This is a genomic window from Enterobacter sp. RIT418 (assembly GCF_003057745.1).
In the GTDB taxonomy this organism is placed as follows: domain Bacteria; phylum Pseudomonadota; class Gammaproteobacteria; order Enterobacterales; family Enterobacteriaceae; genus Enterobacter.
The window spans coordinates 35,467-48,283 of record NZ_QBJD02000009.1 but is presented as its reverse complement, the minus strand read 5'-3'; the positions used below and the strand labels follow the sequence as shown (position 1 = coordinate 48,283).

14 protein-coding genes are annotated in these 12,817 nt (G+C 61.1%); 6 read left to right on the top strand and 8 right to left on the bottom strand.

Features of this window, described 5'->3' with window-relative positions:
* Position 1: 1 nt before the first annotated feature.
* From moaC to DBY73_RS12260, 4 genes are all read left to right on the top strand, one after another.
* Positions 2 to 487, top strand: coding sequence for a cyclic pyranopterin monophosphate synthase MoaC (gene moaC, locus DBY73_RS12275; protein WP_112011424.1), 486 nt, complete (start codon positions 2 to 4; stop codon positions 485 to 487).
* Positions 480 to 725, top strand: a complete 246-nt coding sequence (gene moaD, locus DBY73_RS12270; protein WP_112011423.1) for a molybdopterin synthase sulfur carrier subunit — start codon at positions 480 to 482, stop codon at positions 723 to 725. Before moaC ends, moaD begins: the two co-directional genes overlap by 8 nt.
* A gap of 1 nt (position 726) precedes the next feature.
* A complete protein-coding gene (gene moaE / locus DBY73_RS12265; RefSeq protein ID WP_112011422.1) occupies positions 727 to 1,179 on the top strand; it encodes a molybdopterin synthase catalytic subunit MoaE in 453 nt (150 codons plus the stop codon).
* A gap of 64 nt (positions 1,180 to 1,243) precedes the next feature.
* Complete coding sequence (locus tag DBY73_RS12260; protein WP_112011421.1) at positions 1,244 to 1,951, top strand: Bax inhibitor-1/YccA family protein; 708 nt, start codon at positions 1,244 to 1,246, stop codon at positions 1,949 to 1,951.
* A 96-nt stretch (positions 1,952 to 2,047) separates the two neighbouring features.
* Here the strand turns inward: DBY73_RS12260 and DBY73_RS12255 are convergent, their stop codons facing one another.
* From DBY73_RS12255 to DBY73_RS12245, 3 genes are read right to left on the bottom strand one after another with little or no spacing between them, the layout of a single operon-like run.
* Complete coding sequence (locus DBY73_RS12255; RefSeq protein ID WP_112011420.1) at positions 2,048 to 3,010, bottom strand: YbhN family protein; 963 nt, start codon at positions 3,008 to 3,010, stop codon at positions 2,048 to 2,050.
* A complete protein-coding gene (gene clsB / locus DBY73_RS12250; protein WP_112011419.1) occupies positions 3,010 to 4,248 on the bottom strand; it encodes a cardiolipin synthase ClsB in 1,239 nt (412 codons plus the stop codon). The genes DBY73_RS12255 and clsB overlap by 1 nt, the downstream gene beginning before the upstream one ends.
* Positions 4,245 to 5,006: an endonuclease/exonuclease/phosphatase family protein gene (locus tag DBY73_RS12245; protein ID WP_112011418.1), complete on the bottom strand. Its 762-nt coding sequence runs from the start codon at positions 5,004 to 5,006 to the stop codon at positions 4,245 to 4,247. The genes clsB and DBY73_RS12245 overlap by 4 nt, the downstream gene beginning before the upstream one ends.
* A gap of 133 nt (positions 5,007 to 5,139) precedes the next feature.
* Here DBY73_RS12245 and DBY73_RS12240 point away from each other — a divergent pair, with 133 nt between their 5' ends.
* Complete coding sequence (locus DBY73_RS12240; RefSeq protein ID WP_112011417.1) at positions 5,140 to 5,550, top strand: YbhQ family protein; 411 nt, start codon at positions 5,140 to 5,142, stop codon at positions 5,548 to 5,550.
* Here DBY73_RS12240 and DBY73_RS12235 read toward each other — a convergent pair.
* The 5 genes from DBY73_RS12235 to cecR are packed head-to-tail and all read right to left on the bottom strand — an operon-like array spanning position 5,512 to position 11,152.
* Positions 5,512 to 6,618: an ABC transporter permease gene (locus tag DBY73_RS12235; RefSeq protein ID WP_112011416.1), complete on the bottom strand. Its 1,107-nt coding sequence runs from the start codon at positions 6,616 to 6,618 to the stop codon at positions 5,512 to 5,514. The genes DBY73_RS12240 and DBY73_RS12235 overlap by 39 nt on opposite strands.
* A gap of 9 nt (positions 6,619 to 6,627) precedes the next feature.
* Positions 6,628 to 7,761: an ABC transporter permease gene (locus DBY73_RS12230; protein ID WP_112011415.1), complete on the bottom strand. Its 1,134-nt coding sequence runs from the start codon at positions 7,759 to 7,761 to the stop codon at positions 6,628 to 6,630.
* Positions 7,751 to 9,490, bottom strand: a complete 1,740-nt coding sequence (locus tag DBY73_RS12225) for an ATP-binding cassette domain-containing protein (protein WP_112011414.1) — start codon at positions 9,488 to 9,490, stop codon at positions 7,751 to 7,753. Before DBY73_RS12225 ends, DBY73_RS12230 begins: the two co-directional genes overlap by 11 nt.
* Positions 9,483 to 10,478 carry a secretion protein HlyD gene (gene hlyD / locus DBY73_RS12220; RefSeq protein WP_112011413.1) on the bottom strand — a complete coding sequence of 332 codons (996 nt, stop codon included), beginning with the start codon at positions 10,476 to 10,478 and terminating at the stop codon, positions 9,483 to 9,485. Before hlyD ends, DBY73_RS12225 begins: the two co-directional genes overlap by 8 nt.
* Positions 10,475 to 11,152, bottom strand: a complete 678-nt coding sequence (gene cecR, locus DBY73_RS12215; protein ID WP_112011412.1) for a transcriptional regulator CecR — start codon at positions 11,150 to 11,152, stop codon at positions 10,475 to 10,477. Before cecR ends, hlyD begins: the two co-directional genes overlap by 4 nt.
* 235 nt (positions 11,153 to 11,387) lie before the next feature.
* Here cecR and rhlE point away from each other — a divergent pair, with 235 nt between their 5' ends.
* On the top strand, positions 11,388 to 12,773 hold the full coding sequence (gene rhlE, locus DBY73_RS12210; protein WP_112011411.1) for an ATP-dependent RNA helicase RhlE: 1,386 nt from the start codon (positions 11,388 to 11,390) through the stop codon (positions 12,771 to 12,773).
* Positions 12,774 to 12,817 lie beyond the last annotated feature (44 nt).

Sequence of the window (12,817 nt, the reverse complement as noted above, 5' to 3'; positions counted from 1 at the left end):
TATGTCGCAACTGACCCACATTAACGCCGCCGGAGAAGCCCACATGGTGGACGTCTCCGCCAAGGCCGAAACGGTGCGCGAGGCGCGCGCCGAAGCGTTTGTCACCATGCTGCCGGAGACGCTGGCGATGATTATCGACGGCAGTCACCATAAGGGCGACGTGTTCGCCACCGCCCGCATTGCCGGTATCCAGGCCGCGAAGCGCACCTGGGACCTTATTCCCCTGTGCCACCCGCTGATGCTCAGCAAGGTTGAAGTCAACCTGGCTGCGCAGCCGGAGCACAATCGCGTGCGCATCGAATCCCTCTGCCGCCTGACCGGGAAAACCGGCGTGGAGATGGAGGCCCTGACGGCCGCGTCCGTTGCCGCGCTGACTATCTACGACATGTGCAAGGCCGTGCAGAAAGACATGGTGATTGGCCCGGTGCGCCTGCTGGCGAAAAGCGGCGGCAAATCCGGTGATTTTAAGGTGGACAGCCATGATTAAGGTGCTCTTTTTTGCCCAGGTGCGCGAGCTGGTGAATACCGATAGCCTGACGGTCGACGGTGCGTTTGAGAACGTGGCCGCGCTGCGTGCCCATCTGGCCGGGCAGGGCGACCGCTGGGCGCTGGCGCTGGACGAAGGCAAGCTGCTGGCGGCCGTGAACCAGACGCTGGTCGATTTCAACCATCCGCTGGCGGCAGGCGATGAAGTGGCGTTCTTCCCGCCGGTCACGGGAGGCTAACATGGCTGAAACCCGAATCCTCGTGAGCCGCGATCGCTTCAGCGTCGGCAGCGAATACGACTGGCTGGCCGAGCGCGACGAAGACGGCGCGGTTGTGACCTTCACCGGCAAGGTGCGCAACCACAACCTCGGCGACAGCGTGAAGGCGCTGACGCTAGAGCACTATCCGGGCATGACCGAAAAATCTCTCGCGGAGATCGTCGAGCAGGCGCGGGGGCGCTGGCCTCTCGGACGCGTGAGCGTTATCCACCGCATCGGCGAAATGTGGCCGGGCGAAGAAATTGTGTTTGTTGGCGTCACCAGCGCGCACCGCGGCAGCGCCTTTGCGGCAGGGGAGTTCATCATGGACTATCTCAAAACCAAAGCGCCGTTCTGGAAGCGCGAAGCGACGCCGGAAGGCGACCGCTGGGTGGAGTCACGCGACAGCGATAAAGAAGCCGCCGGCCGTTGGTAACAGGTTTACGCGGATGTGTTAGTCTTAAAGCGTGTGTCTACTTAATCTTAATCAGGAGTGAATCATGGACCGATTTCCGCGTTCCGATTCGATAGTGCAGCAGTCCCGTACCGGGCTGCAGACGTATATGGCTCAGGTGTACGGCTGGATGACGGTCGGCCTGCTGCTTACCGCGTTTATCGCGTGGTATGCGGCGAACACGCCGGAGATCATGATGTTTATCTTCTCCAGCAAAATCACCTTCTTTGGGCTGATCATCGCCCAGCTTGCGCTGGTGTTCGTGCTGTCAGGCCTTGTGCATAAGCTCAGCGCCGGAATGGCGACCACGCTGTTTATGCTTTATTCGGCGCTGACGGGTCTGACCCTGTCCAGCATCTTTATCGCTTACACCTATTCGTCAATCGCCAGCACCTTCGTGGTCACCGGCGGGATGTTTGGCGCGATGAGCCTTTACGGCTACACCACCAAGCGTGACCTGAGCGGCTTCGGCAGCATGCTGTTTATGGGGCTGATTGGGATCGTGCTCGCGTCGCTGGTAAACCTGTGGCTGAAGAGCGAAGCGCTGATGTGGGCCGTGACCTATATCGGGGTGGTGGTCTTCGTTGGTCTGACCGCGTATGACACGCAGAAGCTGAAAAATATCGGTGAGCAGATTGACGTGCGCGACGCGTCAACCCTGCGTAAATACGCCATCCTCGGCGCGCTCACGCTGTATCTGGACTTTATCAACCTGTTCCTGATGCTGCTGCGGATTTTCGGCAACCGGCGTTAAGGTTTTATTCCCCTCACCCTAACCCTCTCCCCAAAGGGGAGAGGGGACTGCTCGGTGCAGACTTTGCTCCCTCGCCCCTTTGGGGAGAGGGGGCTTTTATTTCGCCATCGCCTTTTCGTTCTTCGCCCGCAGCTTTTTCGCCCGGCTCTCCAGCACCAGATAGCACACCGTCGCCAGCGCCAGCGGCAGGAAGTAGTACAGCATGCGGTAGGCCAGCAGGGCGGCGATAATGGTGCCGTGCGAGACGTGCTCGCCCGCCAGCAGGGCGATAAACACCGCCTCCAGCACGCCGATCCCCGCCGGAATATGGACGATAACCCCGGCAATGCTGCTGACCAGCAGCACGCCCAGCACGAAGAAATAGTTAATGTCTTCGCCAATCAGCAGCCAGATGATCGCGCCCATCGCCATCCAGTTGGCGCTGGAAACCACCATCTGCACCACCGCGAACTTCCACGAGGGCAGCACCAGCTTTTGCCCCTTGATGGTCACGTGACGACGCTTCGCGAAGGCGCAGGCCCACAGGTAGGCGGCGACGATCAGCAGCAGCACGATGCCCAAAATCCGCAGCGTGGATTCATCGATATACCAGTGCGCGGGCAGCTGCACCACGTTGATGGTGAAAATCACTCCGCCGAGCAGAATATAGCCCAGCCAGTTGGTGGTAATGCTCAGCGAGAAGATGCGGGTAATCGTGCCGCCCGGCAGCCCCAGACGCGAGTAGAGGCGGTAACGCATGCCAATGCCGCCGACCCAGGTGCTGAGCGTCAGGTTAAAGGCGTAGCAGATAAACGACACCAGCATCACCTGCCGCTTCGCCAGCTTGTGGCCACAGTAGGCGCGGCCAAGCAGGTCGTAACAGCCGTAGATCAGGTAGCTCACGATCGTCAGCCCCGCGGCGCCCAGCAGCACGGTCCGGTTGTAGTTGCGGATAACTTTCCACACCTCCTTCCAGTCAACCTTCTGCGCGTACACCACCAGCAGCACCGCCACGGCGATGAAGAACAGCCAGGTGAGTATTTTCTTTGCCAGCCGCCAGCGCGGATGTGATGTTGACATCAGGGTTTCCCTCCGTCTTCCGCTTCAACGCGGTCCTGGGTTTCCATTTCCGGCTGTACCGGCGGATCGACCAGCTCCAGCTTCGGCGTGTGCGCGGGCAGCCAGCCCACCATCGCCGGGAAGTGGCGCAGGAAGTGGAACACCACCACGCCGATGCCGAGATTCCACCAGGTGCGCTTCGGCACCATGGATTCATCCACGCGCACGCAGTCGTTGGCGATAAGCCCGTGAAGGTTATCCCGCAGCGTCTGGTTGAACTGGCGATCGTGAACGATCAGGTTCGCTTCCAGGTTCAGCGACAGGCTGAGCGGATCGAGGTTGCTGGAGCCAACGGTGGCCCAGTGGTCGTCCATCAGCGCCACCTTGCCGTGCAGCGGACGGCGGCGGTATTCGTAGATCTGAACGCCGCCTTTCACCAGATAGTTGTAGAGCAGGCGGGCACCGACCTTAACGATCGGCATGTCCGGCTCGCCCTGTACGATCAGCTTCACCCGCACGCCGCGCCGGGCCGCGTTGCGCATGGCGTGCAGCAGGCGATAGCCGGGGAAGAAGTAGGCGTTGGCGATAATCACCTCGCGCTTCGCGTTGGCCAGCATCTTCAGATAATGGCGTTCAATATCGTCCCGATGCTCGCCGTTATCGCGCCAGACGAACAGCGCCTGCGCCTCGCCGGGCCTGCGGTTCTCCTCGGGGCGATGGCGTCGCTTCCACCAGCGGCGGGCGGCCTCTTTCCCGGGCAGGTTTTCCAGCTCGAACAGCAGAATGTCCTGCACCACCGGGCCTTCAATGCGGATGGCGTAGTCCTGCTTGGCCTCCGGCCCGTAGTCGGACATATGCTCGGCGGAGTAGTTAATCCCGCCGACAAAGGCCACGGACTCGTCCACCACGACGATCTTGCGGTGCATGCGGCGGAACAGGTTGGTGCGCATGCCGAACAGGCGCGGGCCGGGATCGTAGTAGCGGAACACCACGCCCGCCGATGTCAGCTCGTTGACGAAATCATCGCTGAGGTCAGGCGAGCCGTAGCCGTCCAGCAGAACCTCAATTTTAATTCCGCGCTGGGCGGCGCGCAGCAGCACGGCGTGCAGCCGTTTGCCCACCTCATCCTCAAACCAGATAAAGGTTTCTAGGATCACCTTCTGCTGCGCGCGATCGATGGCCTCAAAGACGGCGGGATAGTACTGGTCGCCGTTTTCCAGCAGAACGATCCGGTTTCCCTCTTGCCATGTACATTTCATAAGTGGATCTCCGCGCTGAGCGGGGCGTGATCGGAGAGATGCCGCCAGTTAAGCAGCGCCAGGGCGGTCGGGCTGCTGGCGTGGGCGTTTTTCACGTAGATGCGGTCGAGGCGTAGCAGGGGAAAGCGCACCGGAAACGTGCGGGCCGGCCTGCCGTGGGCGCGGGTAAAGATCTCCTCCAGCCCGGCGCCCACCTTCAGCGGATGGTTAGCCCGCTGCCGCCAGTCGTTAAAATCGCCCGCGACTACCACGGGCTCGCCTTCCGGCAGCGCGTTGGTCCACTCGGCCAGCATTTGCAGCTGCGCCTGACGGTGCGCCTCCCGCAGCCCCAGATGAACGCATCCGACGTGGATCGGAAAGGCCAGGTCCGGCGGCGCGACGCGACAGTAGAGCAACCCGCGCTTTTCACTTTCGCCCACCGACACGTCGCGATTCTCATAATGCTCAATCGGGTAGCGGGACAGCACGGCATTGCCGTGATGCCCTTCGGGATAGACCGCGTTGCGCCCGTAGGCGTAATCGCTCCACATCGTATCCGCCAGAAATTCGTAGTGCGGCGTATCGGGCCAGTTTTCGACATGCAGGGGATGCACGTCGTGCGCGCCCATCACTTCCTGCAGGCAGACAATGTCGGCGCTGACGGTGCGTACCGCGTCGCGCAGCTCCGGTAAAATGAAGCGGCGGTTAAATGCTGTGAAGCCTTTATGAATGTTTATCGTCAGCACTTTAAGCGAGAAATGCTGCATTTTTTGAGTCATAAGCCCCTTCCTGAGTGACTATCCCAATGAAAATAAAGTGTAGTAGGCGTCACAAAAAGATGCGGCGTTACGGAATTTTCCGTAAAGTGCGGTAGTCTGAATGTGCAGAGAAAAATCCTTCAGGAGAGAAGCCATGAAGTGGCAACAACGCGTTCGCGTCACAACTGGACTCAGTTGCTGGCAGATAATGTTGCATTTACTGGTCGTGGCCGTACTGGTGATGGGCTGGATGAGCGGTACGCTGGTGCGCGTCGGCCTTGGGCTGTGCGTGCTGTACGGCGTGACCGTACTGTCGATGCTGTTTTTACAGCGTCATCATGAAGCGCGCTGGCGCGAGGTGGGTGATGTGCTCGAAGAACTCACCACCACCTGGTATTTTGGCGCCTCGATGATCGTGCTGTGGCTGCTGTCGCGCGTGCTGCAAAACAACCTGCTGCTGGCCTTGGCGGGTCTGGCGATCCTTGCAGGGCCCGCGGTCGTCTCGCTGCTGACCAAAGAGAAAAAGCTACGCGATGTTTCGTCTAAACATCGCATAGGCCACTGAGCCCGTTGTGGCCGCGATGACCAGCAGCGGCCACAAACTTCCCCACACGATGTCCAGACTCGCGTCCTTCAAATAAATCTGCTTGGTGATATCCGTGAAGTGGCGGATCGGGTTTATCCACGTTAAATCCTGCAGCCACACCGGCATGTTTTCCACCGGCGAGACGTACCCCGAGAGCAAAATCGCCGGCATCATAAAGACGAACACGCCGATGAACGCCTGCTGCTGCGTGGAGCAGAGCGCCGAAATCAGCAGCCCAAACCCGACCAGCGACAGCCCGTAAATCACCATCGTGAAATAGAAGAGCGCCAGCGATCCGGCAAACGGGATCGCGTACGCCCAGATCCCCACGCCCAGCACGATCGTGGCCTGGAAGGTCGCAACAATCAGCGCCGGAATGGCTTTGCCAACGAAGATTTGCCAGGTTGCCAGCGGGGACACCAGCAGCTGATCGAGCGTGCCCTGCTCGCGCTCCCGCGCCACCGACAGGGAGGTGACGATCATCACCCCGATGGTGGTGATCATGGCGATCAGCGACGGCACCACAAACCACTTGTAGTCGAGGTTTGGGTTATACCAGTTACGCACCACCAGCTCGCTGTTGTTGGGTTTTGGCTTGCCGTCCATCAGCTCCTGCTGGTAATTCTTCACCACCTGCTGAAGATAGTTGGCCGCTATCTGGGCGCTGTTGGAGTTGCGCCCGTCGAGGATGAGCTGCATCGGCGCGGGCTGGAAGGTATCAAGATTGCGCGAGAAATCCGCCGGGAAGCGCACCAGCAGCAGGGCTTTTTGCGTATCGATGGTCGGCTGGATTTCCTGCGGGCTTTTCAGCAGCAGGATGTGGGTAAACGCTTTTGCACGGGCAAAGCGCTGCGTCAGCTCGATAGAATGTTTACCGTTGTCTTCGTTGAAAATGGCGATGGTGGCGTTGGTCACCTCAAGCGTAGCGGCAAAGGGGAACAGCAAAACCTGGATCAGCACCGGCAATACCAGAATGGCGCGGGTTTGCGGCTCGCGCAGCAGGGATTGCAGCTCTTTGCGTATTAACGTCCATAAACGGTGAAACATGTTCGCTCCTTAATCCAGACGCCGTTTGGTTTTCATCCAGGTCAGCCCGATGAACATCACCGCCGACGCCATCAAAAACAGCGTGTTAATTATCAGCACCACCGGAATATTCCCGGCCAGGAACAGGCTCTGCAGCGTGCTCACGAAGTAGCGGGCCGGAATGATGTACGTCACGGCGCGGATCGCCGCGGGCATGCTGTCTATCTGGAAAATAAACCCGGACAGCATAATCGACGGCAGGAACGCGGCGTTGAGCGCTACCTGCGCGGCGTTGAACTGGTTGCGGGTCACGGTGGAGATCAGCAGCCCCATCCCGAGCGTGCTGAGCAAAAACAGGCTGGTAATAAAGAACAGCACGACCAGCGAACCGCGATACGGCACGCCGAGGATAAACACCGAGACCAGCATGCAGAGCAGCATCGCCAGCATGCCGAGGAAATAGTAGGGGATCAGCTTGCACAGCAGCAGCTCCACGCGCGTTACTTCGGTGGAGAGTAGCGCCTCCATGGTGCCGCGCTCCCACTCACGGGCGATGACCAGCGAGGTAAGGATGGCGCCAATCACCGTCATGATGATGGTTACCGCACCGGGAATGATAAAGTGCTGGCTGATGGCCGCCGGGTTAAACCAGTAGCGGGTCTCTACGTCGATCAGCGGCTCAAACGTTTCGCCCCGGTCCTCGGCACGCTGCATCTGCCACAGCTGCCAAATCCCTTCCGCGTAGCCCTGCACGAAGTTGGCGGTGTTCGGCTCGCTGCCGTCGGTAATCACCTGAATCGGCGCAGCGGTGCCCGCGCGCGCCATATTGGCGGCGAAATCCACCGGAATGACGATCAGGCCGCGTATTTTACCGGCCTGCATTTTCTGAATCAGCTCCTGACGGCTGTCGCTGATGGTGGCGTCGATGTAGGGCGAGCCGGTCATGGCGTGGGTGAAATCCAGCGCCTCTTTGCTTTGCTGTTCCAGCAGAATCCCGACCCGCAGCTTGCTCGAATCCAGGTTAATCCCGTAGCCAAAGATAAACAGCAGCAGCAGGGGGATCACCACCGCAATCAGCCAACTGCTCGGATCGCGCACGATCTGGCGCGTCTCTTTCACGCACAGCGCGCGCACCCGGCGCCAGGAAATCACCTTAGTGCTCATTGGCATGCTCCTTATCCCAGTCGTGGATGAGGGTGATGAACGCCTGCTCCATGGTCGGGTCCGGCTGGTCATCGTCCGCCGCCTGCGCCTTGAGATCGTCCGGCGTGCCGTGGGCGATCAGCTTGCCGCGATAGACCAGCCCGATGCGGTCGCAATACTCCGCCTCGTCCATAAAGTGGGTGGTGACCATGACCGTGACCCCTTTCTCCACCATGCTGTTGATGTGCAGCCAAAACTCGCGGCGGGTCAAGGGGTCAACGCCGGAGGTGGGCTCGTCGAGAAACAGAATGTCCGGCTCGTGCATCAGCGAGCAGGCCAGGGCCAGGCGCTGCTTAAAGCCGAGGGGGAGGGAGTCCGTGGCGTTCGAGGCGATGCCGGTCAGCGCAAACGCCTCGCTCATGCGGGCAATCTTCTCGTTCTGGGCCCGCCCGCGCAGGCCGTACACGCCGGAGAAAAAGCGCAGGTTCTGTTCCACCGTCAGGTTGCCGTAGAGGGAAAACTTCTGCGCCATATAGCCCAGGTGCTGGCGCGCTTTGCCGGAACTGACCTTCAGGTCCATATCGAGCACCAGCGCCTTGCCCGACGTCGGCACCAGCAGGCCGCACATCATCTTAAAGGTGGTGGATTTGCCCGCGCCGTTTGGCCCCAGCAGGCCAAAAATCTCCCCGCGCTTGACCGCGAAGTTGACGTTATCCGTCGCGGCGAAGTCGCCGAACTTCTTGGTGAGCGACTTCGCTTCAATCACCGTTTCGCCCGGCGTGCCCTCCACGGTGTGTAAAATCGCCCCCAGCGGGGATTCCGATGCGCCCGCGCCGCCCAGCAGGTCGATAAAGGCATCCTCGAAGCGCGGAGCGGTCTCGGCAATTTCAATCTCCGGCATGCCGGGCGCCTGGCGGATATCGTCCGCGGTGGCCTCTTTTTTGAGGATCGCCCGCACCGAGCGCCCCTGAATCATCCCGTCGCTGACCGCGGGCAGCTTCAGCACGCGCTGCAGCAGGCGGCGGTTGGACTCCTGCGGGCTGTGCAGCAGGACGCTGCGCCCGGCCATGCTTTGGGTCAGCTGCGTCGGGTCGCCCTGGTAGAGCAGCTCGCCCTCGTTCATCAGCAGCACGTCCCGGCACTGCTCCGCCTCGTCGAGGTAGGAGGTGCTCCAGAGGATCAGCATCCCGTCGCCCGCCAGCTCGTGCACCATCTGCCACAGCTCGCGGCGCGAGATCGGGTCAACGCCCACGCCGGGCTCGTCCAGCAGCAGCACCTTCGGCTCGCCCACCAGCGTGCAGGCCAGCCCCAGCTTCTGCTTCATGCCGCCGGAGAGCTTGCCCGCCAGGCGTCCGGTAAACGGGCCGAGGGAGGTAAATTCCAGCAGGCGGGCGAAGGTTTTCTGCCGGGTTTCGCCGGTCACGCTGCGCAGGTCGGCGTACAGATTGAGGTTTTCCATCACCGTCAGGTCTTCGTACAGGCCGAACTTCTGCGGCATATAGCCGAGCATGGCGTGGAGCGCGCCGTCGTCTTTGATCGGATCGAGGCCGAGCACGCTGGCCGACCCTTCGTCCGGCTTCAGGAGCCCCGCAAGCATGCGCATCAGCGTGGTTTTTCCCGCGCCGTCCGGGCCGACCAGCCCGGTCACGTAGCCTTTCTGAATCGTGCAGTTCAGCGGCGCGACGGCGGGCTTTTCCATGCCCGCGAAGCGTTTTACCAGATTGTCGAGTTGGATAACCGCGTCATTCATGTCGTTCCCCGTCGCTGAGGGTCACGGTGACCGGCATGCCCTGGCGCAGCGCGTCGTCCGCATCGGTCACGATAATGCGCAGGCGGTAGACAAGGTCGGTGCGCAGGTCCGGCGTTTCGACGGTTTTGGGGGTGAATTCGGCGGTGGGCGAAACAAAGCCCACCCTGCCGTGGTACGGCTTGTCCGGACGCCCGTCGGTGTAGAGCAGCAGCTCGCGGCCCGGCTGCATCTGGCCGAGGTTCGGCTCGTCAATGTAGGCGCGCACCCACACCGGGCGGGTTAAGGAGAGCGTTAAGACGGTGCTGCCCGCGCTGAGCATGCTGCCCGGCTCGACGGCGCGGGTCATCAGCGTGCCGTCAGACGGCGCGACCAGCGTGGTGTCGCGCAGATCCAGCTCGGCCTGCGCCAGCTGGGCCTGCGCCTGTTCGAGGCTGGCCTTCGCCTGCGCGATATCCTGCTCGCGGTTACCGGTGCGGTACTGGCTCAGCTTATCCTGCGCGGACTTCAGCGTGGCCTGCGCCTGATCGCGTGACGAACGGGCGTTTTCCAGATCGTTAGCGGAAATGGTGCGGCTTTTCCACAGCCCCTGCTGGCGGCTGTAGAAGTTCTGCGCGTAGTCGTAGGCGGCCTTCGCCTGTTTCACGGCCGCTTCAGCCTGGGCAATCTCCTCGTCGCGATAGCCCGCCCGCATCAGGTCGTACTGCGCCTGCGCGACGGAGACGCCCGCTTTCGCCTGCATCAGCGCGTTTTCATACGGCGCCTTGTCCAGTGCGCCCAGGGTTTGCCCGGCCTTGATGGCGTCGCCCTCGTCGACGCTGAGCGAGGCCAGGCGGCCGCCGACGCGGAAGCTCATATTGACGGTACGGATATCAACGTTGCCGTACAGCGTCAGGCCTCTGTCCTGCTGGCTTTGATACCACAGCCAGCCTCCCGCAACCACCGCGAGCACAACAACGGCCATCAGAACGATGGCGACCGGTTTTTTCATGACTTCAGGCTCCTTTGCGTTAAGCCTTGCAGGATCAGATCGACGTGACAGGTAATGACCCGGCTAATCTGCGCGGCTTTATCCTCATCAAACTGTGTCCAGCCGGTGCGTAACAAAATCGTTTCCCGCCCCAGGCGAAACGCCAGCACTTCACCCAGCAGGGCATGGGTATGCAAAATGGTCTCGGTGTCGTTCGCGTCTCGCCCGGTGTAGGCCGCCACCAGCCGGGTCAGGTGCCCGTGCATCGGATCGATGACCTGGTCGTGTACACGCTGGTAGGCCGCGGTGGGCGAAAGCTGCTCTCGAGAGATAAATTTGCTCAGGCTGAGCGTGTCGTCGTGCGTCAGCAGCCTGATCATATTGTGGCAGGCGTTAAGGATCAGCTGACGGATCGCGGCGCGGTCGGGGGAGGGGTGTTCGAGCAGCCCGGCGGCCTCTTCCACGTGCGGGCGAAAATTCGCGGCAATAAAGTCAGCGATCCACTGGGCGCAGGCGAGGTATAAATCCTCTTTTGAGCCAAAATAGTAGGTAATGGCCGCGATGTTTTGCCCGGCCTGCGCGGCGATGTCGCGCGTGGTGGCGTGCAGGCCATATTCGCCAAACTGCGCCAGCGCGGCGGCGATAAGCTGGCTTTTTGCCTGTTCGCCCTTCGATGTCGTCGGTGTTGTATTCATGGCGGCTTTAAGAATTAATCAATCGATTGATTAAGACTATGGCTGGTTCAGCGTTTTGTCCAGTCGCTCGCCGCGAGAAGCGGGTCATCAAGGATTAACGAAGGGATATTTATGCGCCACGTCACAAAAGCTGCTACACTCCGCTGCTTCACGACATTGTGGTTTTTGTCCTTCCCTATTCGTTATATCTCCCTGAAAACTACACCTGAGACGGTCGGGGCGGTTCGGAGTTTTTATGTCTTTTGATTCCCTTGGCCTGAATCCAGAAATTCTGCGCGCTGTTGCAGAGCAGGGTTACAGCGAGCCAACCCCGATCCAGAAGCAGGCGATCCCTGCCGTGCTGGAAGGCCGCGACCTGATGGCCAGCGCGCAGACCGGCACCGGTAAAACCGCCGGCTTTACGCTGCCGCTGTTAGAGCTGCTGGTCAAAAACCAGCCGCATGCGAAAGGCCGCCGCCCGGTACGCGCACTGATCCTGACGCCAACCCGCGAGCTGGCCGCTCAGGTCGGTGAGAACGTGCGTGAGTACAGCCGCTATCTCAACATCCGCTCAATGGTGGTTTTCGGCGGGGTGAGCATTAACCCGCAGATGATGAAGCTGCGCGGCGGCGTGGACGTGCTGGTGGCAACGCCGGGCCGTCTGCTGGATCTGGAACACCAGAACGCCGTTAAGCTGGATCAGATTGAAATTCTGGTGCTGGACGAAGCCGACCGCATGCTGGACATGGGCTTTATCCACGACATCCGCCGCGTGCTCTCTAAGCTGCCGCCGCGTCGCCAGAACCTGCTTTTCTCCGCAACCTTCTCCGACGATATCAAGGCGCTGGCTGAAAAGCTGCTGCACAATCCGCTGGAAATTGAAGTCGCGCGCCGCAACACCGCCTCCGAGCAGGTGACGCAGCACGTTCACTTCGTGGATAAGAAGCGCAAGCGGGAGCTGCTCTCCCAGATGATCGGCAAGGGGAACTGGCAGCAGGTGCTGGTCTTTACCCGCACCAAGCACGGCGCGAACCACCTGGCTGAACAGCTGAATAAAGACGGCATTCGCAGCGCGGCAATCCACGGCAACAAGAGCCAGGGCGCGCGTACCCGCGCGCTGGCGGAGTTCAAATCTGGCGATATTCGCGTGCTGGTGGCAACCGACATCGCGGCGCGCGGTCTGGACATCGAAGAGCTGCCGCACGTGGTGAACTACGAGCTGCCGAACGTGCCGGAAGATTACGTGCACCGCATCGGCCGTACCGGCCGCGCGGCGGCCACCGGTGAGGCGTTGTCCCTGGTGTGCGTCGACGAACACAAGCTGCTGCGCGACATCGAGCGTCTGCTGAAGAAAGAGATCCCGCGCATCGAAACCCCGGGCTATGAAGTGGACCCGTCCATCAAGGCGGAGCCGATTCAGAACGGCCGTCAGGGTGGCGGCGGTCGCGGTCAGGGCGGCGGCGGTCGCGGCCAGCAGCCGCGTCGTTCAGAAGGCGGTGCGCCGAAGTTATCGGGTAAACCGCCGCGTCGCGGCAACGATGCTAAACCGTCGGGTGAAAACCCGTGGCGCAGCGGTGAAGGAAAACCGGCAGGGGAAGGGCAGCGCCGACGTCGCCCGCGTAAGCCTGCCAGCCCGCAGTAATCTGGAAGCCCGGTCGTAAAGCCGGGCTTTTTCTTTTTGCGGCA